Source organism: Phyllobacterium calauticae (assembly GCF_019991125.1).
GTDB lineage: Bacteria > Pseudomonadota > Alphaproteobacteria > Rhizobiales > Rhizobiaceae > Phyllobacterium > Phyllobacterium calauticae.
On sequence record NZ_JAGENB010000002.1, the window covers coordinates 931,813 to 949,732 of the forward strand.

General features: G+C 58.9%; 16 protein-coding genes. 8 read left to right on the forward strand and 8 right to left on the reverse strand.

Annotation, left to right across the window (positions count from 1 at the left end):
- Position 1: 1 nt before the first annotated feature.
- The 4 genes from J1W56_RS10440 (at position 2) to J1W56_RS10455 (ending at position 1,987) form a co-directional block, all read left to right on the forward strand.
- Positions 2–511 (forward strand): GNAT family N-acetyltransferase, encoded by a 510-nt coding sequence (locus J1W56_RS10440; RefSeq protein ID WP_223613202.1) that lies wholly within the window; start codon positions 2–4, stop codon positions 509–511.
- Positions 508–996 (forward strand): GNAT family N-acetyltransferase, encoded by a 489-nt coding sequence (locus J1W56_RS10445; RefSeq protein WP_223613203.1) that lies wholly within the window; start codon positions 508–510, stop codon positions 994–996. Before J1W56_RS10440 ends, J1W56_RS10445 begins: the two co-directional genes overlap by 4 nt.
- Before the next feature lie 70 nt (positions 997–1,066).
- Positions 1,067–1,465, forward strand: a complete 399-nt coding sequence (locus J1W56_RS10450) for an NADH:ubiquinone oxidoreductase subunit NDUFA12 (RefSeq protein ID WP_223613204.1) — start codon at positions 1,067–1,069, stop codon at positions 1,463–1,465.
- A gap of 84 nt (positions 1,466–1,549) precedes the next feature.
- Complete coding sequence (locus J1W56_RS10455) at positions 1,550–1,987, forward strand: DUF2155 domain-containing protein (RefSeq protein WP_404928114.1); 438 nt, start codon at positions 1,550–1,552, stop codon at positions 1,985–1,987.
- Positions 1,988–2,031: 44 nt separating this feature from the next.
- Here J1W56_RS10455 and J1W56_RS10460 read toward each other — a convergent pair whose 3' ends face one another.
- The 8 genes from J1W56_RS10460 to J1W56_RS10495 form a co-directional block, all read right to left on the reverse strand.
- Entirely contained in the window at positions 2,032–2,439 is a 408-nt protein-coding gene (locus J1W56_RS10460) for a VOC family protein (RefSeq protein ID WP_223613205.1), read from the reverse strand.
- A 159-nt stretch (positions 2,440–2,598) separates the two neighbouring features.
- Positions 2,599–3,213, reverse strand: coding sequence for a leucyl/phenylalanyl-tRNA--protein transferase (gene aat, locus J1W56_RS10465; RefSeq protein WP_404928115.1), 615 nt, complete (start codon positions 3,211–3,213; stop codon positions 2,599–2,601).
- Positions 3,210–4,574, reverse strand: coding sequence for an acetyl-CoA carboxylase biotin carboxylase subunit (accC, locus tag J1W56_RS10470; RefSeq protein WP_223613206.1), 1,365 nt, complete (start codon positions 4,572–4,574; stop codon positions 3,210–3,212). Before accC ends, aat begins: the two co-directional genes overlap by 4 nt.
- Before the next feature lie 12 nt (positions 4,575–4,586).
- Complete coding sequence (gene accB, locus J1W56_RS10475; RefSeq protein ID WP_223613207.1) at positions 4,587–5,057, reverse strand: acetyl-CoA carboxylase biotin carboxyl carrier protein; 471 nt, start codon at positions 5,055–5,057, stop codon at positions 4,587–4,589.
- A 38-nt stretch (positions 5,058–5,095) separates the two neighbouring features.
- On the reverse strand, positions 5,096–5,539 hold the full coding sequence (aroQ, locus tag J1W56_RS10480; protein ID WP_105732638.1) for a type II 3-dehydroquinate dehydratase: 444 nt from the start codon (positions 5,537–5,539) through the stop codon (positions 5,096–5,098).
- A 239-nt stretch (positions 5,540–5,778) separates the two neighbouring features.
- Positions 5,779–6,567: a DsbA family protein gene (locus J1W56_RS10485; RefSeq protein WP_223613208.1), complete on the reverse strand. Its 789-nt coding sequence runs from the start codon at positions 6,565–6,567 to the stop codon at positions 5,779–5,781.
- Positions 6,568–6,619: 52 nt separating this feature from the next.
- Entirely contained in the window at positions 6,620–8,014 is a 1,395-nt protein-coding gene (locus J1W56_RS10490; protein ID WP_374042643.1) for a M48 family metalloprotease, read from the reverse strand.
- Between the two features lie 185 nt (positions 8,015–8,199).
- Positions 8,200–11,127: an Rne/Rng family ribonuclease gene (locus J1W56_RS10495; protein ID WP_223613210.1), complete on the reverse strand. Its 2,928-nt coding sequence runs from the start codon at positions 11,125–11,127 to the stop codon at positions 8,200–8,202.
- 767 nt (positions 11,128–11,894) lie between these two features.
- Between J1W56_RS10495 and J1W56_RS10500 the strand changes: the two genes are divergently transcribed.
- The 4 genes from J1W56_RS10500 to J1W56_RS10515 all read left to right on the forward strand — a co-directional run bounded on the left by J1W56_RS10500 (position 11,895) and on the right by J1W56_RS10515 (position 17,842).
- A complete protein-coding gene (locus tag J1W56_RS10500; protein WP_223613211.1) occupies positions 11,895–13,163 on the forward strand; it encodes an N-acetylmuramoyl-L-alanine amidase in 1,269 nt (422 codons plus the stop codon).
- Between the two features lie 289 nt (positions 13,164–13,452).
- Positions 13,453–15,912, forward strand: a complete 2,460-nt coding sequence (locus J1W56_RS10505; RefSeq protein ID WP_223613212.1) for a penicillin-binding protein 1A — start codon at positions 13,453–13,455, stop codon at positions 15,910–15,912.
- Between the two features lie 113 nt (positions 15,913–16,025).
- Positions 16,026–17,154 (forward strand): peptide chain release factor 2 gene (gene prfB, locus J1W56_RS10510; RefSeq protein WP_223613213.1). Its coding sequence is split into 2 segments (ribosomal slippage): positions 16,026–16,094 and positions 16,096–17,154, totalling 1,128 coding nucleotides; the frame shifts between segments, so codons are not numbered across the junction.
- A 244-nt stretch (positions 17,155–17,398) separates the two neighbouring features.
- Entirely contained in the window at positions 17,399–17,842 is a 444-nt protein-coding gene (locus tag J1W56_RS10515) for a hypothetical protein (protein ID WP_223613214.1), read from the forward strand.
- Positions 17,843–17,920 lie beyond the last annotated feature (78 nt).

The following is a 17,920-nucleotide window of genomic DNA, read 5'->3' on the forward strand; positions in this document are numbered from 1 at the left end:
CATGTGGATTCGAAGCGCGACGAAGGACGATCTGGCAACTGTCCGTGAATTGCTCGTAGAGACTTGGCACGCCACCTATGACGATGTCTACGGCGTCGAAAAGGTCAATGCGGTCACCAATCGCTACCACTCGCTGGATGCCTTGAAAAAGCAGCTGGCAAAACCCTATTCCGAGTTCATTCTTGCCGATGATGGCGCCGACCTCTACGGCATGGCCTATGCCTCGCAAAAGGATCACAAGCTGGCGCTGCTCAACCAGCTCTATGTGCATCCGGAAAAGCAGAGCAACGGCGTGGGTTCGCTGCTGCTTGCGGAAGTGGAAAGCGCTTTCCCCGGCGTGTTCATGCTGCAGCTCGAAGTGATCGAATCGAACCAGAAGGCCCGCCGCTTCTATGAAAGCCGGGGCTTTGATCTGACCGGCGCGCGGACGGACAATTGGGGCGAAGCCAATTCCGGTATTTCCGTGCTGGTCATGGAAAAATCCCTGTCAGGCTATGAGCTTGCACCGTGACCTCTGCCGCTGAGCCCGTTTTTCGCCGTGCCGAGCGCGCGGACTTGCCGGCGCTGATTGCGATTTTCGCCGAGGATGTGCTCGGCGGCCATGGTGACACGACTGATCCCGAATTTTTCCCGCACTATGAGCGCGCCTTCGATGCGATCCAAGCCAGCAATTGCGACGAGCTGATTGTCGGCGTGCTGGGCGGTGAAGTCGTTGCCACGGCGCAGGTGACGTTCACCACGACATTGCCCAGCCGCGGCACCACCAACATGACCATCGGCGCGGTGCAGACGCGCAGCGACCTGCGCGGCAAGGGGATCGGCGCCAAGCTGATCCAGCATTGCGTTGCGCTGGGCAAGGCACGCGGCGTGGGGCTGATCCAATTGATGTCGAACGCCAAGCGCGTGGATGCGCATCGGTTCTATGAAAGGCTGGGGTTCAAGAAGAGCCATGCCGGTTTCAAAATGCTCGTGGAAGCCGTGCCAGCGGCAACTTGACCCTTGCTATCGCCCGGCGATACGGCCATAACCCGAAGAGTTGAACGACATAGTTCGAAGCAGGATTGCAATGAAGACCTTCCTTTTACAGTTTTTCACCTGGTGGAACAGTCAGACGATCGGTACGCGCGTCTTTACCTGGCGCAAGGGTACGAAAGTCGGCGAGGACGAGTTCGGCAATGTCTATTACGAAGGCACGCAGGATTCCGAAGGCCGCACGCGCCGCTGGGTGATCTACAAGGGCTATGCGGAAGCGTCGGCCATTCCTGCAGGCTGGCACGGCTGGATCCATCATCGTGCCGAAACGCCGCCATCGCGTGAAACCTACAAGGCGCATGCCTGGGAAAAGACCCACCAGCCGAACCTGACCGGTTCCGCCGCTGCCTACCGTCCGAAGGGCTCCATTGCCCATGGCGACAATCGTCCTGCGGTAACGGGCGATTATGATGCGTGGACACCGGGATCCTGAGCGGATTTTCTTCTGCCACAATTGGCGATTATCGACGGGCTGGTATGAAACTGTCCCGTCAGCCTGAACACAGCCGGAATTGAAATGATCCGTCCCAACTTGTCCTTTCTGTTCCAGAACAAAGCCCGTCTTCTCGCGGCCGGTTTGATGGCTGTCGGCCTTTGCGCACCGGCGCATGCCGCCGACGACAAGATTTCCAATCCGATCGCTGTTTTTTCCGGGCTCGACAAGATCACCGGACGAATCACCTCGTTTGACGTCTATATCGACGAGACGGTTCAGTTCGGCGCGCTGCAGCTGACGCCGCGTGTTTGCTACACGCGTCCGGATACGGAAACACCGAAAACCGATACCTTTGTCGAAGTGGATGAAATCACCCTCGACCGCAAGATCCGCAAGATTTTCTCGGGCTGGATGTTTGCCGACAGCCCCGGTCTCAATGCCGTCGAGCATCCCGTGTACGACGTCTGGCTCAAAGGCTGCAAGCAGTCCTCGGATGTTCCCGCGCCAGCCAAAAGCTGATCGATCCCGGCACTTGAGCACCGGGATCAACTGCCCAAACCAGATTACATCGGTTTGGCGTGGTTGATGATCCAGGGTGTGCCGAAACGGTCCACCAGCATGCCGAAGCGTATCGCCCAGGAGGTTTCGCCGATAGGCATGGTGACGTTGCCGCCCTCGCTCAATGCGCCGTAGATTCTGTCGGCTTCTTCCGGGGAGTCGAGATGAAGGGCAACCTGCAGACCCTGCATTTTCTGGAAGTATGGCGGCGGTGAATCAGAACCCATCAACGCATTGTCGCCTACAGTCATATGGACGTGCATGATCAGATGTTCCGACCCGGGCATCTGGGCTCCTTCCGGCATATCGCCGAAACGGGCCATGAACTGGATCTTGCCGTTCAGAACCTTCTCGTAGAATTTGAATGCTTCTTCGCATTGTCCGTCAAAATTCAGATAGGCATTGATTTTCATAACAGTTCTCCTCGCATGGATTGGGTCTTCCCGTCCAAGGACGTATGGAGAGATCACAACCCGACACTGTTCATCAGAAAAATATTCGGCCGGTCTGCTCCCGTCGACAGTTACGGCCAGGGGCACAATACTACAGATTCACACGAGGACTATGACGTTTCAAAACTCTGCTGACTGCGCCAGGGCATTGTCGAGCATCTTCTGGTATTGCCGTCGCGGAACTTCAACAGCCCCGAAGCTTTCCAGATGGGTTGTGGTGAACTGGGTGTCGAGCAGGGTAAAGCCCTTTTCGATCAAATGGCTGACCAGATGAACGAGGCAGACTTTCGACGCATCGCGCTGGCGCGAGAACATGCTTTCGCCGAAAAATGCCGATCCGAGCGAGATGCCGTAAAGGCCGCCGACAAGCCGATCCTCCTGCCACGCTTCGACCGTATGGCAGTGGCCGAGGGCAAACAGCTTGCCATAGGCGTCGCGGATGGGTTGGTTGATCCAGGTGCGGGCGCGCTCGCCGCTGCCGCTGGCGCAGCCGTCGATCACGCCGGTAAAGTCCGTATCGAAACGGATATCGAAGCGCCCCTGGCGGATGGTTTTGCGCAGGCTGTGCGAAACGTGAAAATTCTCGAAGGGGATGATGCCGCGCCGTTCCGGACGAACCCAGAAGATTTCCGGGTTGTCAGCCTCTTCGGCCATGGGAAAGACCCCGGTTGCATAGGCACGCAGCAGCAACTCGGGGTCTATTTTGAAGGTCTCTGCCGGGTCCTTGCCCGTCATGCCTCTTCTTCGGCAATAGCGGTATCGCCGGCCAGATATTTTTCGAGCCAATGGATATCGTAGTCGCCGTTGGCGATATCAGGATTGTTGATCAGGTCCTGAAACAGCGGCAGGGTCGTCTTGATGCCATCCACCACGAATTCATCCAGCGCCCGGCGCAGGCGCATCAGGCATTCCACGCGGTTGCGGCCATGCACGATCAGCTTGCCGATGAGGCTGTCGTAATAGGGCGGAATCTTGTAGCCGGTATAGACGCCGGAATCGACACGGATGCCGAGGCCGCCTGGTGTGTGGTAATGGGTGATCTTGCCGGGCGAGGGTGCAAAGGTGCGGGGATCTTCCGCATTGATGCGGCACTCGATGGCATGGCCATGGAAGCGGATCTCATCCTGGGTGACGGAGAGACCGCCGCCGGAGGCAACACGGATCTGTTCATGCACGAGATCGATGCCGGTGATGGCTTCGGTGACCGGATGCTCCACCTGCAGGCGGGTGTTCATTTCGATGAAATAGAACTCGCCGTTTTCGTAGAGGAACTCGATCGTACCGGCGCCGCGATAACCCATATCGGCCATGGCGTTGGCGCAGATCATGCCGATGCGGTCGCGCGCATCCGCATTCAGAGCGGGGGAATTGGCCTCTTCCCAGACCTTCTGGTGCCGGCGCTGCAACGAGCAGTCGCGTTCGCCCAAATGCACGGCCTTGCCCATGCCGTCGCCCATCACCTGAACTTCGATGTGACGCGGCTTCTGCAGGTATTTTTCGATGTAGACGGCGTCGTCGCCAAAGGCTGCGCCGGCTTCGGAGCGGGCAGTCGACAGGGCGATGGACAATTCGTCTTCGCTCAGCGCCACCTTCATGCCGCGTCCGCCACCACCGGCCGAAGCCTTGATGATCACGGGATAGCCGATTTCGGCGGCGATGCGCGCGGCTTCCTTGTCATCGGTCACGCCGCCATCGGAGCCGGGAACGACGGGGATGCCCAGGCGCTTTGCGGTGCGCTTGGCTTCGATCTTGTCACCCATGATGCGGATATGCGCTGCGGTGGGGCCAATGAAGGTGATGCCGTGCGCTTCGAGGATTTCCGCGAACTTGGCATTCTCGGACAGGAAACCGTAGCCGGGATGGATGGCATCGGCGCCGGTGATTTCGCAGGCGGCAACGATCTGGTGAATATTCAGATAGCTTTCGCGCGAAGGGGGCGGTCCAATGCAGACGCTTTCATCCGCCAGGCGGACATGCATGGCGTCGGCGTCGGCGGTCGAATGGACCGCGACAGTCTGAATGCCGAGCTCCTTGCAGGCGCGCAGGACGCGCAGGGCAATTTCGCCGCGGTTGGCTATGAGAATTTTCTGAAACATCACGCTCTCGATTTATTCGATCACAACTAGCAATTCGCCGTATTCGACCGGCTGGCTGTCCTCGATGAGAATGGCCGTGACGGTACCGGCGCGCGGCGATGGAATCTGGTTCATCGTCTTCATTGCCTCGATGATCATCAGCGTCTGGCCTTCCTTGACCTTCGAACCGACTTCGATGAAGGCGCGGGCGCCCGGCGCCGGGGAGAGGTAGGCCGTGCCGACCATCGGCGAGGGAACCGCATTCTTGGACGGATCACCGGCAGGCTTGGCGGCATCGGCCGGCACCGCGGATGGCGCAGCGATGGCGGCGGGAGCCTGCGCATAGACGGCCTGCGGTGCCGCAGCCTGCATCGTGATCTGCCGCGATACGCGAATACGCAGGTCGCCCTGTTCGATCTCGATATCGGTAAGATCCGTCTCGTTCAGAATTTCTGCGAGATCGCGGATCATGACCTTGTCGATCCCGTTGTTTCTGCTAGCCATGCTTTTTCAAGCCCCTTATTTCTGTTCGGCAGCCCTTGTTATTGCGGTGCCGCTGCTTTGACGAGTGCGCGCAAGCCCATCACATAGCCATCCACTCCGAAGCCACATATCACCCCTTTGGCCAAAGGGGAAACGTAGGAGTGATGGCGGAATGACTCGCGCGCGTGAATATTGGACAGATGAACTTCCACCAGCGTGACGGCAGCCGCGCGGATGGCATCATGCAATGCGATTGATGTATGCGTATAGGCAGCCGGATTGATCAGGACAGCGGCGTTTTTCTCGCCTGCCTCCTGAATCCACGAAACCAGATCACCCTCATGATTGGACTGGCGGAATTCGATCCCGGCGCCGAGCTTTTCCGCCTCGGCACGGCAGAGAGCCTCGATATCGCTCAACGTGGAAGCGCCATAGATTCCCGGCTCACGCTTTCCCAGCATGTTCAGGTTCGGGCCATTGAGGACAAAGATCAGCTGTTTCATACCATACCGGACATAATGACGGGTTTCGGAACCCGATGACGGGTCCCATATAGAGCAATGGATAGCCAAATGGAACTAGTTCTCTTTTCCGGATGGCGAAGCAATCCACAAGGAAGGTAGCAGGTCCGATGTTTCTCCACCGGACGAAACTGCCTGACAAAGCGCGTGTTCGCCAGCCGAAAAATCACGCGATTGCCTGTCCGCAAATGGTTTCTGCAGTCATTGGCATGAATGCAGCGCTATTTGTTGCGAATATGGCTAATTTTTTCCGCCAGTGCATCGGCACCGAGGGCACCCGGAACCACCTCGTTGCCGATGATGTAGGACGGTGTGCCATTGATGTTCAGGGCGTTGGCGAGGTCGTAGTTCTGCTGGAAGGCCTGGGCGATATCAGGTGACTTCATCTTTTCGCGGATCGCTTTCTCGTTTCCGCCGAGCTTGACCGCAATCTGCATCGCCGCGTCTTCGGTGGCGCGGCCGTCACGGCCGAGGAGGTCGCGGTGGAATTCCAGATATTTTTCCGGCATCAAGGCCTTGAACGCCTTGGCGACAATGTGGGCCTTGGTGGAGTCGGGTCCCAGAATCGGGAATTCCTTCATCACGAAGCGCAGCTTCGGGTCGCTCTTGAGCAGGGCGTCCATGTCGGGCAGGGCGCGCTTGCAGTAGCCGCAATTGTAGTCGAAGAACTCGACGACGGTGACATCGCCCTTGGGATTGCCGAAGACGGCGTCGAGCGACGAGTTGAACAGCTTGTCGTGGTTCTGACTGATGACCTGACCCTGCGCCTGCTGCTGCGAGGCCTCCTGCTTGGCGCTGAGTGCCGCCTGCGCTTCAAGCAGCACTTCCGGGTTCTTGATCAGGTAATCCTTGATAATGGCCTCAACTTCGGCGCGGTTGACGGTGGAGGACATGGCGGGCTGCGGCGTTGCAGCCGTGCTGGTCTGTGCCATGACAGCCTGTTGGCTGAAACCGAGTGCGGCCAGGACCGCGAGGCCTGCGGATGCACTTACCAGAGCGACTTTTTTCATAACGTCATGTCCTTGTTTGTATCGGTGTTGGCAAAAAGCAGGATGATCATGCTCAATTGCGCTTGGAATTGATGATGTCCTGGGCGCGAACCCAGTCTGGCGATCCCTTTGCAAGGGCGCGCTGGGCTCGAATGGCGAAGATCTGTGCGTCCTGGATCTTGCCGGAATAGTATTTTTCCTCAGCTGCGGCGAGGTCCGAACGCGGTCCGTCGCCAAGCTGGCCATAGGCCTGCGCCAGATAGCCGTAGCCGTCGGGGAATTCGCGGTCCCGGTCGATCCCGGCCTGAATTTCCTTGATCGAAGCCTTCAGGTTGGCCGGCGTGCCGCTCAGCATCAGCGCGCGGCCATAGGCCATGCGGATCAGGCCCGATTTGCGCGGATCAAGCGTGCTGGCCTTCTGGTAGGCCGCCGCTGCCTCCATCACCTTGTTCTGCTTCAGGAGGATTTCGCCGCGCATTTCGTGAAAGTAGGGATTCTTCGGCTGCTCGCGGATGAGCGCATCGATCTTTCCGAGTGCTTCCTGCGACGAGCCGTTGAGGTAGGTGGCGATGGCATTGCCGTAACGGGCGCCGATATTGTTCGGGTCCTTGCGGAAGTTCTGCAGCACGCTGGCGCCGCCGCCGGTATAGGCGGCGATCTTGCCGCGCATCAGATCATGGCGCTGTTGCAGCGCAGGACTGTCCGTCTTGTCGAAATAGGGGCTGGCGCGGGCGAGCGTTTCCAGGTTGGCAATGCGCTCGCGCGGCATGGGATGGCTGATGCGGTAGGGATCGGTGCGCGTGCCGCTGAGCGACAGGGCATTGGAGAAACGCTCGAATGTCGTCAGCATGCCCTTCGCCGATTGCCCGGTATTGGCGAGATAGGTGATTGCCGAGCGATCCGCTGCCATTTCTTCGGTGCGCTGATAGCTGAGCAGGCTGCGCATGGCCATCTCCGTACCGCCCATGGCCACGCCTGTCCCTGCCTGCGCCATGCCGCCTTGCTTGGTCGCGGCCCCTGCAACGGCTGCACCGAGGCCAAGCAGCCCGGCAACAACCGCCATGGTCTTGGCGTGCGCCATCTGCTCGCGCAACTGGAACTGGTGTCCGCCCGCCAGGTGCCCGGTTTCATGGGCCAGCACCCCGATGATCTCATTGGGTGTTTCGGCCTGCAGCAGCGCCCCGGTGTTGATGAAAATACGCCGGCCATCCACAAACGCGTTGAAACTGCTGTTGTTGACGAGAACGATGCGAATGGCGCGTTTGCCCAGACCCGCCGTGTTGATGATCGGCGTTGCGTAGTCGGTCACCAGCGCTTCGATTTCAGCATCGCGGACGATGGGAACGTTGGACTGTGCCGCAGCGATGCTCGTCTGGACCAGGCTGACAGCGCCCGCAACGAGAGCCGCGACCGTGCTGCGCGCCATGGCAGTCAACGATTGACGGGAAATGATCTGTCGAACTGTCATCATGGCTTATTCGTATCGAAGTCGGTCTTTGAAGGAAAGAGAAGCAAACCGTGTTCTCTTTTTTGTGAGATGGCGGATTATTCCGGCAAATCTGAGGCCCGGCTTAAGGATAGCGCGGGCCTTGATAAAGAAGAACCGGCAAAGATGCCGGTTCTCCAGTTCAGTTATCCACGCGTTTCTGGCTCTCAGAAGAAACCCTTCTTCTGCCACCAGCCGCGCTTCGGCGACGCTTCGCCGTCCTTCTTGTCCTTGGGAGAGGTGGAGGTGACGACTGGCGTGCTGTTTTCCACCTTTGCCGGTTCCGCCTTTGCGGGGGCAGCGGGTTCCGGCTGGATTTCCGCCGGAGCGGCAGCTGGCGCCTCCGCCTCGACTGCTGGCGCAGGCTCGGCAACCGTTTCCTCGGCAACCGCCTTCTTGGCGGTCTTGCGCGGTGCGCGTTTCGGCTTGGCTGGAGCCTCGGCTTCGGCTTCGACGGGCGCAGCCTCTGCTGTGGCTTCTGCGACCGGCTCGGCTCCCGCCTTGGCGCGCGGCTTGCGGCGGGAAGGCTTCTTGGCCGGAGCGTCTTCGGCAACCGCCGGTTCCGCTTCAACCACGGTGTCTGCAACGACAACCGTCTCTTCAACCGCAGTCGCCTTGGTTTCAACGGCCGCTGGCTTGCTGAAATCCGGCAGAGGGATGGTCACGAAGACCGGTTCCGCATCGGGCACGGATTTGGCAGCGATCTCCTGATCATCGCCATCTTCCGGACGACGGTTCTTGCGTCCGCCGCGACGGCCGCGCCGGCGCTTCTTGCGGCGTTCGTTCTCTTCCTCGCGGGCTTTGGCTGCTGCTGCATCCTCGCCTTCGACGGCCGGAACATCCGCATCATCACCATCGGTGTCACCGCGCACGGCCTGGCCGGGCTCACCGGCTGCCGCTTCCTGGCGGTCACGACCGCCGCGCCGCCGCCGCTTGCGCCGGCGTTTGCGGGATGATTCGTCCTGATCGCCCGTGCGGGCGGTTTCACCGGGCTGTGCTTCGCTGTCGGCGTCTTCGTCGATATCCTCGATCACCGGATCGGTCTCGTCGAAGTCGTCGACGATGCCAAGTGCCGGCGTTTCAGTCAGCGGAACAATCGGACCAAGCGCAATGGAACCCTTGTCGATGGCGAAATGCTGCGCACCCACGCTCTCGTCGGCCTCGATGCTGATCGTCAGGCCAAAACGCGCTTCCAGATCAGCAAGGTTCTGACGCTTGTGGTTGAGCACATAGAGCGCCGTTGCAACCGTGGTGCGAACGATGATGTTGTTCTGCGAATGACGTAGCAGATATTCCTCGATCGAACGCATGACATGCAGCGCGATGGAGGAGGCGGAGCGCACATGGCCGGTGCCGCCGCAATGCGAGCAGATCTGCGTGGTGCTTTCCAGCACGCTGGCGCGGATGCGCTGGCGCGACATTTCAAGCAGGCCGAAGTGGGAAATGCGGCCGACCTGAATGCGGGCGCGATCGTCCTTCAGGCAATCCTTCAGGCGCTTTTCCACCGCACGGTTGTTGCGGTTTTCTTCCATGTCGATGAAGTCGATGACGATCAGACCGGCAAGATCGCGCAACCGCAACTGGCGCGCGACTTCATCTGCCGCTTCAAGATTCGTCTGCAAGGCCGTATCTTCAATCGAATGTTCGCGTGTCGACCGTCCGGAGTTGACGTCGATCGCCACCAGAGCTTCCGTCTGGTTGATGATGATGTAACCGCCGGATTTCAGCGTCACCTGCGGCTGCAGCATGCGGTCGAGCTGCGCTTCGATGCCGTTGCGCGCAAAGATCGGCGTCAGTTCGCGATAGGGCTGCACCACCTTGGCATGGCTCGGCATGAGCATGCGCATGAAGTCCTTGGCCTCGCGGTAACCGTTTTCACCGGCGACGAGCACTTCCGTGATGTCCTTGTTGTAGAGATCGCGGATGGAGCGCTTGATCAGGCTGCCTTCCTCGTAGACGAGGGTCGGCGCACTGGAGGCGAGGGTGAGGCTGCGGACATTTTCCCACAGGCGCATCAGATACTCGTAATCGCGCTTCACTTCCGGCTTGGTGCGCATTGCACCGGCCGTGCGCAGGATCACACCCATGCCCTTGGGCACTTCGAGGTCCTTGACGATATCCTTCAGCCGCTTGCGGTCCTGGATGCTGGTGATCTTGCGCGAAATACCGCCGCCACGCGCGGTGTTCGGCATCAGGACCGAATAACGGCCGGCGAGCGAAAGATACGTGGTCAGGGCAGCGCCCTTGTTGCCGCGCTCTTCCTTGACAACCTGAACCAGCAGGATCTGCCGGCGCTTGATCACGTCCTGGATGTTGTACTGGCGGCGCTGGAAGCGCTGATGCGTCGGAACTTCTTCCATGGCATCTTCGGCACCGATGGAATCGACTTCATCGAGCTCGTCATGCGGCTCTTCCTTGTCGTCCTGCGCCCGGCGCTTCGACCGGCGCGGCTGGTGGTCGCCGTCGTCGGCCCTTTCAGCGGCATCCGTGGCAGCGTCAGCCGCATCGTTGGTGTCAATGACAACGGCTTCCGAAATGACATCGGCGTCGATGGCGGCGGCAAGTGTCTGCCCGCCATTGTTTTCGGAAGAGGGGTTCTCATCCGATGCAGCCTGCTCTGATGATTCGTGGCTGTCGCCAGCTTCATCGGCGGCAGCGTTCTCGTCATCCGCCGAATCGAGCTTGACCGATTCGTCGCCCTGGCGCGTGCCGCGACGGCTGCGGCGGCGATTGCGCTGTCCGCGATCGTTGCGATCGCGGGTGCGCTGCTCGCCGGCTGCTTCCTCGTGGTCTTCGTCCTGGCTGGCTGCCTCGGCTTCCGCGTCGATCAGGGCCTGACGATCCGCCATCGGAATCTGGTAGTAGTCAGGATGAATTTCGCTGAACGCGAGAAAGCCATGGCGATTGCCGCCATATTCAACGAAAGCTGCCTGAAGCGATGGTTCTACACGTGTGACACGCGCGAGATAGATATTGCCTTTGATCTGTTTCTTGTGTTCCGACTCAAAGTCAAATTCTTCAATCCGGTTGCCGCGAACCACGACAACGCGCGTTTCCTCCTGGTGGGAGGCGTCGATTAGCATTTTGTCCGACATTATGATTCTTCTCCCCGGCTGAAACGCACAAAACGCGGGACAACCGGGACGCCCATAGGGGTGCCGGAGCCGCGGTTTCACATTTGCCGGATATATTAAGGTTCGCAGAAACAGACAGACACGGCATCACGCGGTGTTGCTTTTCAGCACCCGCGGCTTTCAAGCCGGTAATAGTCACGCCTGTGTCAAACATTTCTGTTCCTGACGAAACGACCTCTACGAATGGCATGCTCTGAAGCATTGCCGACCCGTTACTGCGCCGTGCGTCTTTTCGGACGCACAGAGGCGCAGTAACAACTAAGATTGCGCATAATCCTTATCCAAAAATCGAAAATGATCTTTGGGGTTATGCGGTAACACCCTCGAAAGGGCTGGCTCGACGCGCCTTGTCTGCGCCATCTGCCGTTCACACAAAGCGCAGCCGACATTCCCTGTCTGCTCACGCCAAATTCTTTTCCGGTTACCACAGCGATGCTTCGCTTCTGCCACTCCGTGTCTCTGCCTTCAGTGTCAGCCGGCCAATTGCCGTGACATAGCGAGCATGATTCCGGATGGCGGAAAGTAACCCACCTTTGCTTTTAGGAGGTGTGTCGCGTTATGACAAGGCCTTCTTCATAATCGTGTCATCGCTATGGCACAGAAGTGGCGGTCACGATAACAGCGGGATAACGGGGATAGGCGGTTAATAAGATTAAATTAACCACGACGAGTTACCTATCATTCACATATAATGTGGCTCCGTCTGATACGAAATAGCACCAGAGGGGATGATTGCCCGGCACGCGCCGGCGTCCATCTGCAATGACATGAATGTGATCTGCCGGTTTTTGGTAACAGTCTTTCTGGTCTCGGTTGCTGTCGCGCAATCCGGCCAGGGCGCGGTTGCGGCCGATGAACTGGCGGCGTTGACCTATCAGGCGGCTGGCGACGAACTGCGCACCCGCGTCGTGATCAATTTCGACCATGAGCCGGAGGTGTCGACGCTGCTGCTGGGCGAGCCGCATCGTCTGGTGATCGATTTGCCGAAAGCCGTCTTTGCCTTTGACAAGAAATCACTGGAGCCGCGCGGACTGATCGACAATGTGCGCTACGGGATGATCAGCGATGCCCGTTCGCGGCTGATCTTTACCATGAAGGGCCCGTTCAGTGTCGAACGCGTCGACGTGCTCAAGAATGACAACAGTCCCGGCTATCGCCTTGTGGCCGATCTTGTCGCCTCGTCGGACCGGCAGTTTGCCGATGCCATCAAAAACCAGAATGCACCCACCGCATCAACGCAGGTTGGCCCCAAGGGCGACCGTGTTGCCAGTACGGTGCCGCTGGAAGTCAGCAAGGCGCCGAAACCGTTCACCGTCGTCGTGGATGCGGGGCATGGCGGTATAGACAGCGGCGCGGAAAGCACCGGCGGCATCATGGAAAAAGACGTCACCCTGATGTTCGCACGCGAGCTGCGCGATCAGTTGAGCAAGATTCCCGGCCTGCGGATCGAGATGACGCGTGACAGCGACGAATTCCTGCGCCTGCCGGAACGCGTGCGCATTGCCCGGCAATATGAGGCTGATCTGTTTATCTCGGTGCACGCCGATACGATCAACCAGCGCAACATTCGCGGCGCGACGGTCTATACGGTTTCCGACAAGGCGTCCGATGCCGCATCGCGCGCCATGGCCGACCGCGAAAACAAGGCCGATGCGGTTGCCGGCGTTGCCTTTGACAATGAGACGCCGGAAATTGCCGATATTCTCATGGATCTGACCCGGCGCGAGACGCATACATTCTCGCTCAGTTTCGCCAAGGGCGTGGTGCGGGCCCTCAAGGGCGATGTGAACATGATCAACAATCCGCACCGTTTCGCCGGGTTCCAGGTGTTGCGGGCGCCCGATGTGCCGTCCGTGCTGGTTGAAATCGGCTATTTGTCCAATGACGAAGACGCAAAACTGATGCTCGACCCGGCATGGCGGACCCATGTGGCGGAACGGCTTGCTGCAGCCGTTGGCGAATTTTCAGGAAAAAAGACAGCAGGCGCATCGAATTGACAGTTTCCGACAGCGTTTATGCAACGATTGACCATCAGACAGTTCGCGGAGCCTAATATACTTGTCTGTGCGTTGCCGAAACTCCACAATTGGTATTTAAATTGTGCGCAGAACCGGGTTGTCCTTGCCTTTGTCACATTTGTCGCTCAATTGCGTCACTGAATTTGCCGGGCGTTGTGTAATCCGGTTGGAGTACCGGGAAACTGCTTCCCGGAGTGCGATTTGCATTGACCAAGATCGTGCATCGATTATCGACATGCCAAATGGATGAAACGGGTTCCGGATACAAATGATACGCTTGATCGGATATTTTTTCGGAATCGGTACCGTCGTCGCGCTGCTGGCCGCGGGCGGTGCAGCGCTCTACGTGGTCAAAGTATCCAAAGACCTGCCCGATTATGAAGTTCTGGCCAAGTACGAGCCGCCTGTCATGACGCGCATTCACGCGTCCGATGGAGCGCTGATGGCTGAATTCGCCAGGCAGCGCCGCCTCTATCTGCCGATCCAGGCCATTCCGGACCGGGTGAAGGCCGCATTCGTGTCGGCGGAAGACAAGAACTTCTATCAGCATCCGGGCATTGACATCAGCGGCCTTGCCCGCGCCGTTATCGTCAACGTGCAGAATTGGGGTTCGCGCCGCCCGGTTGGTGCGTCCACCATTACCCAGCAGGTGGCGAAGAACTTCCTCCTGTCGTCCGACCAGACGATGGGTCGCAAGGTGAAGGAAGCCATCCTGTCCTTCCGCATCGAGCAGGCCTATTCGAAGGACCGCATTCTCGAACTTTACCTCAACGAAATTTTCTTCGGGCTCAATTCCTACGGTATCGCCGGTGCGGCGCTGACCTATTACAACAAGTCGGTCAATGAGCTTACCATCGCCGAGGCGGCCTATCTGGCTGCGCTGCCCAAGGGGCCGTCCAACTATCATCCGTTCCGCCAGACGGAGCGGGCGCTCGAACGCCGCAACTGGGTGATCGACCGCATGGCCGAGAACGGCTACATCACGACGGACGAAGCCAAGACGGCCAAGGCCGAACCACTCGGTGTTACGCCGCGCCATACCGGCAACTACCTGTTCGCGTCTGAATATTTCACGGAAGAAGTCCGTCGCCAGATCATCGGCAAGTACGGTGAAAACGCGCTCTATGAGGGCGGGTTGTCCGTGCGCACCACACTTGACCCCAAGATGCAGGTGCAGGCCCGCGCCGCCCTGCAGCACGGATTGTTCAAGTATGACGAAGCCAAGGGCTACCGCGGCCCGTACAAGACGATTTCCACCATCGGCGACTGGGGTATTCCTCTGGCCGAGATCAAGGCGTTTTCCGATGTTCCGGACTGGCAGCTCGCGGTCATTCTCGAGGTGACGCCAACACAGGCCGTCATCGGCCTGCAGCCCGAGCGCAACGATGCCAACAGCCTGGTTGCCGCGCGCAAGAAGGGCACGATTGCCGCCGCCGATATCAAATGGGCCATGAATCTCTACAAGGATGGCAGGCGCACATCGGCGAAATCACTGGAGGGCGTGTTCAAGCCTGGTGACGTGGTGTTCGTGCAGAAGAAGGAAGGCAGCGATACGGCCTTCGATCTGCACCAGGTGCCGGGAATCGAAGGCGCGATGGTTGCCATGGACCCGCATACCGGCCGCGTGCTCGCGATGGTCGGCGGCTTCTCCTTCGCCGAATCGGAATTCAACCGCGCCACGCAGGCCATGCGCCAGCCGGGTTCCTCCTTCAAACCGTTCGTCTATTCGGCCGCGCTGGACAATGGCTACACCCCGGCATCGGTGGTGCTGGATGGCCCGATCTCGATCGACCAGGGCGGCAGTCTCGGCATTTGGGCACCGAAGAACTATGGCGGCAAGTTTGCCGGCCCGTCCACCCTGCGCTACGGCATCGAGCAGTCGCGCAACCTGATGACGGTGCGTCTGGCGCAGGACATGGGCATGAAGCTCGTTGCCGAATATGCCGAACGGTTCGGCATCTATGACAAGATGCTGCCGGTTCTGGCCATGGCGCTCGGGTCGGGCGAAACCACGGTGATGCGCATGGTGACGGGCTATTCGATCATCGCCAATGGCGGACGCAAGATCACGCCATCGATCATCGACCGCGTGCAGGACCGTTACGGCAAGACCATCTTCAAGCACGATGAACGCAAATGCGACAACTGCTCTGCCGAGGACTGGAAGAACCAGCCGGAGCCGGAGCTGGTCGACGACCGCGATCAGGTGCTCGACCCGATGACCGCCTACCAGATCACGTCGATGATGGAAGGCGTCATCCAACGCGGTACGGCAACCATCCTGAAGAGCCTCAACCGTCCGATCGCCGGCAAGACCGGTACGACGAACGACGAGAAGGACGCCTGGTTCATCGGCTTCACGCCGGACCTCGTTGTCGGCCTCTATCTCGGCTACGACACGCCGACGCCCATGGGCCATGGCGGCACCGGCGGCGGCCTTGCGACCCCGGTCTTCAAGGACTTCATGGATGCTGCCATGAAGGGCCAGCGTTCGGTTGACTTCCGCGTGCCGGAAGGCATGACCGTTGTGGCGATTGACCGCAAGACCGGCATGCGCGCCACCGAAGGCCAGCCGAACGTGATCATGGAAGCCTTCAAGCCGGGCACGGGCCCCGCGGACAGCTATTCCGTCATTGGCGCGAATTCCTTCTCCGAGGGCGCGCCCATGGAGGTGCAGTCTCCGAACGTCAACAGGGTCATTCAGGGCGGCGGCGGCGGACTTTTCTGACCGATCGAGCCTGCGAACTTTCGTAAAGTCTGAAGACTTTACATCGCGCGGACCAGTGAATATGGTCCGCCGCAATTCGAAAACAATGCAAAAGCAGAAGGAACGGACAGCCAATGCGCGCTGAAATCGAGACGCTGGTCGACGAGATCAAGCAGGCCATAAGCCTGCTGAGGAGGCATCTTTGACTGGGATACGTCAATCAAACGCCTTGGCTATCTGAACCAGCTTGCCGAAGATCCAGCGCTGTGGAATAACGCGCAGGAAGCCCAGAAGCTCATGCGCGAGCGCCAGCAGCTGGAAGACGGTATCAACTCCATTCGCACGCTCAGCCAGTCGCTCGAAGACAATATCGAGCTGATCGCCATGGGCGACGAAGAGGGCGATAAGTCCATCGTCACCGAGGCGGAAGAAGCCATTCGCGCCATCAAGGTGGAAGTGGACCGGCGCCAGATCGATACGCTGCTGTCGGGCGAAGCCGACGCCAATGACACCTATGTCGAAGTGCATTCGGGGGCAGGCGGCACGGAAAGCCAGGATTGGGCATCGATGCTGCTGCGCATGTACACGCGCTGGGCCGACCGCAAGGGCATGAAGGTCGAGCTGCTCGAAATCCATGACGGCGAAGAGGCGGGCATCAAGTCGGCCACCATCCTGATCAAGGGCCACAATGCCTATGGTCTGATGAAGACCGAATCGGGCGTGCACCGGCTGGTGCGCATCTCGCCGTATGATTCCAATGCGCGGCGGCATACATCCTTCTCCAGCATCTGGGTCTATCCCGTCGTCGATGACAATATCGAGATCGCGGTGACGGAATCGGATGTGCGCATCGATACCTATCGCGCGTCGGGTGCCGGCGGCCAGCACGTCAACACCACCGACTCGGCGGTGCGCATCACGCATATCGCAACCGGTATCGTCGTGCAGTGCCAGGCGGAACGCTCGCAGCACAAGAACCGTGCGACGGCATGGTCGATGCTGCGCGCGCGGCTCTACGAAGCGGAACTGGAAAAGCGCGAGCAGGCGGCCGATGCCATTTCCGCCTCCAAGACGGATATCGGCTGGGGGCACCAGATCCGCTCCTACGTCCTGCAGCCCTATCAGCTGGTCAAGGATTTGCGCACCGGTGTCGAAAGCACCAGCCCTCAGGATGTGCTCGACGGCGACGTCGACATGTTCATGGAAGCAGCCCTGGCGCACCGCGTGCACGGCAGCGATGTGGAAGTGCAGGATATCGCCTAGTCCAGGCGTATTGTCTGAACAAAAATCCCCGGCAGGAGATGTCCTGCCGGGGATTTTATATTGGCCAACCAATTTTTCCCGATATTTTGTTCAGGTTATTTGTTTCGAAATCTTTTTTCTGGTTTTGAAAATATTTGTATAATTTCGATTTGGGTTTTAATTACAATAATTTGGATATTGCTGTTGAGTATCTTCCTATATAGCTTCGCCGCGTCCGGGGTGGACTGTAATACTTGGGGGAAATATGAAACGGATTGCTGTCGGTCTTATGTCGTTGTTTGTCACCGCATGTGCGACAACGAGTGAAATGCCATTGGCACAGAATATGGTGCGGCTTGACACGCAGGCAAGCGGACTGCTGTTTGTAGGCAGTGCTCCCGCCATAACCATGAAGAAGGCCGCTGAAGCGACCTTAAGACGGGGGTACACCCATTTCCGCTTGGAACAAGCTTCAACGTCACAAGGTGAAAGACTAGCCGGAATACAGACGTGGGGTTCGGGTACCGCCAACGCAAATCTGTACGGCAACACCGCCTATGGCACCTACACGAGACAGGGATTTGCAACACCAGTCTATGCGCCAACGGCAAATGTTGGGGTTACCGTCGTTATGTTTCGAGCAAAAGAAGCAGGTGCACGTGGTGCATTTGACGCCAATGATGTTCTGAAGAAGCAAGGTAAGTTGTAGGGCAAACTTTGCAGTACAAAACCCGCTATCTGCGGGTTTTGTACTTTCTGGGCGTGAATCCAAGACGTGGCGACAGTT

What these genes read in the sequence shown, in the direction of transcription:
- J1W56_RS10440 (WP_223613202.1), top strand. Translation starts at nt 2, where the DNA reads ATGTGGATTCGAAGCGCGACGAAGGACGATCTGGCAACTGTCCGTGAA.
- J1W56_RS10450 (WP_223613204.1), top strand. Translation starts at nt 1,067, where the DNA reads ATGAAGACCTTCCTTTTACAGTTTTTCACCTGGTGGAACAGTCAGACG.
- J1W56_RS10455 (WP_404928114.1), top strand. Translation starts at nt 1,550, where the DNA reads ATGATCCGTCCCAACTTGTCCTTTCTGTTCCAGAACAAAGCCCGTCTT.
- J1W56_RS10460 (WP_223613205.1), bottom strand. Translation starts at nt 2,439, where the DNA reads ATGAAAATCAATGCCTATCTGAATTTTGACGGACAATGCGAAGAAGCA.
- aat (WP_404928115.1), bottom strand. Translation starts at nt 3,213, where the DNA reads ATGACGGGCAAGGACCCGGCAGAGACCTTCAAAATAGACCCCGAGTTG.
- accC (WP_223613206.1), bottom strand. Translation starts at nt 4,574, where the DNA reads ATGTTTCAGAAAATTCTCATAGCCAACCGCGGCGAAATTGCCCTGCGC.
- accB (WP_223613207.1), bottom strand. Translation starts at nt 5,057, where the DNA reads ATGGCTAGCAGAAACAACGGGATCGACAAGGTCATGATCCGCGATCTC.
- aroQ (WP_105732638.1), bottom strand. Translation starts at nt 5,539, where the DNA reads ATGAAACAGCTGATCTTTGTCCTCAATGGCCCGAACCTGAACATGCTG.
- J1W56_RS10485 (WP_223613208.1), bottom strand. Translation starts at nt 6,567, where the DNA reads ATGAAAAAAGTCGCTCTGGTAAGTGCATCCGCAGGCCTCGCGGTCCTG.
- J1W56_RS10490 (WP_374042643.1), bottom strand. Translation starts at nt 8,014, where the DNA reads ATGACAGTTCGACAGATCATTTCCCGTCAATCGTTGACTGCCATGGCG.
- J1W56_RS10495 (WP_223613210.1), bottom strand. Translation starts at nt 11,127, where the DNA reads ATGTCGGACAAAATGCTAATCGACGCCTCCCACCAGGAGGAAACGCGC.
- J1W56_RS10500 (WP_223613211.1), top strand. Translation starts at nt 11,895, where the DNA reads ATGATTGCCCGGCACGCGCCGGCGTCCATCTGCAATGACATGAATGTG.
- J1W56_RS10505 (WP_223613212.1), top strand. Translation starts at nt 13,453, where the DNA reads ATGATACGCTTGATCGGATATTTTTTCGGAATCGGTACCGTCGTCGCG.
- J1W56_RS10515 (WP_223613214.1), top strand. Translation starts at nt 17,399, where the DNA reads ATGAAACGGATTGCTGTCGGTCTTATGTCGTTGTTTGTCACCGCATGT.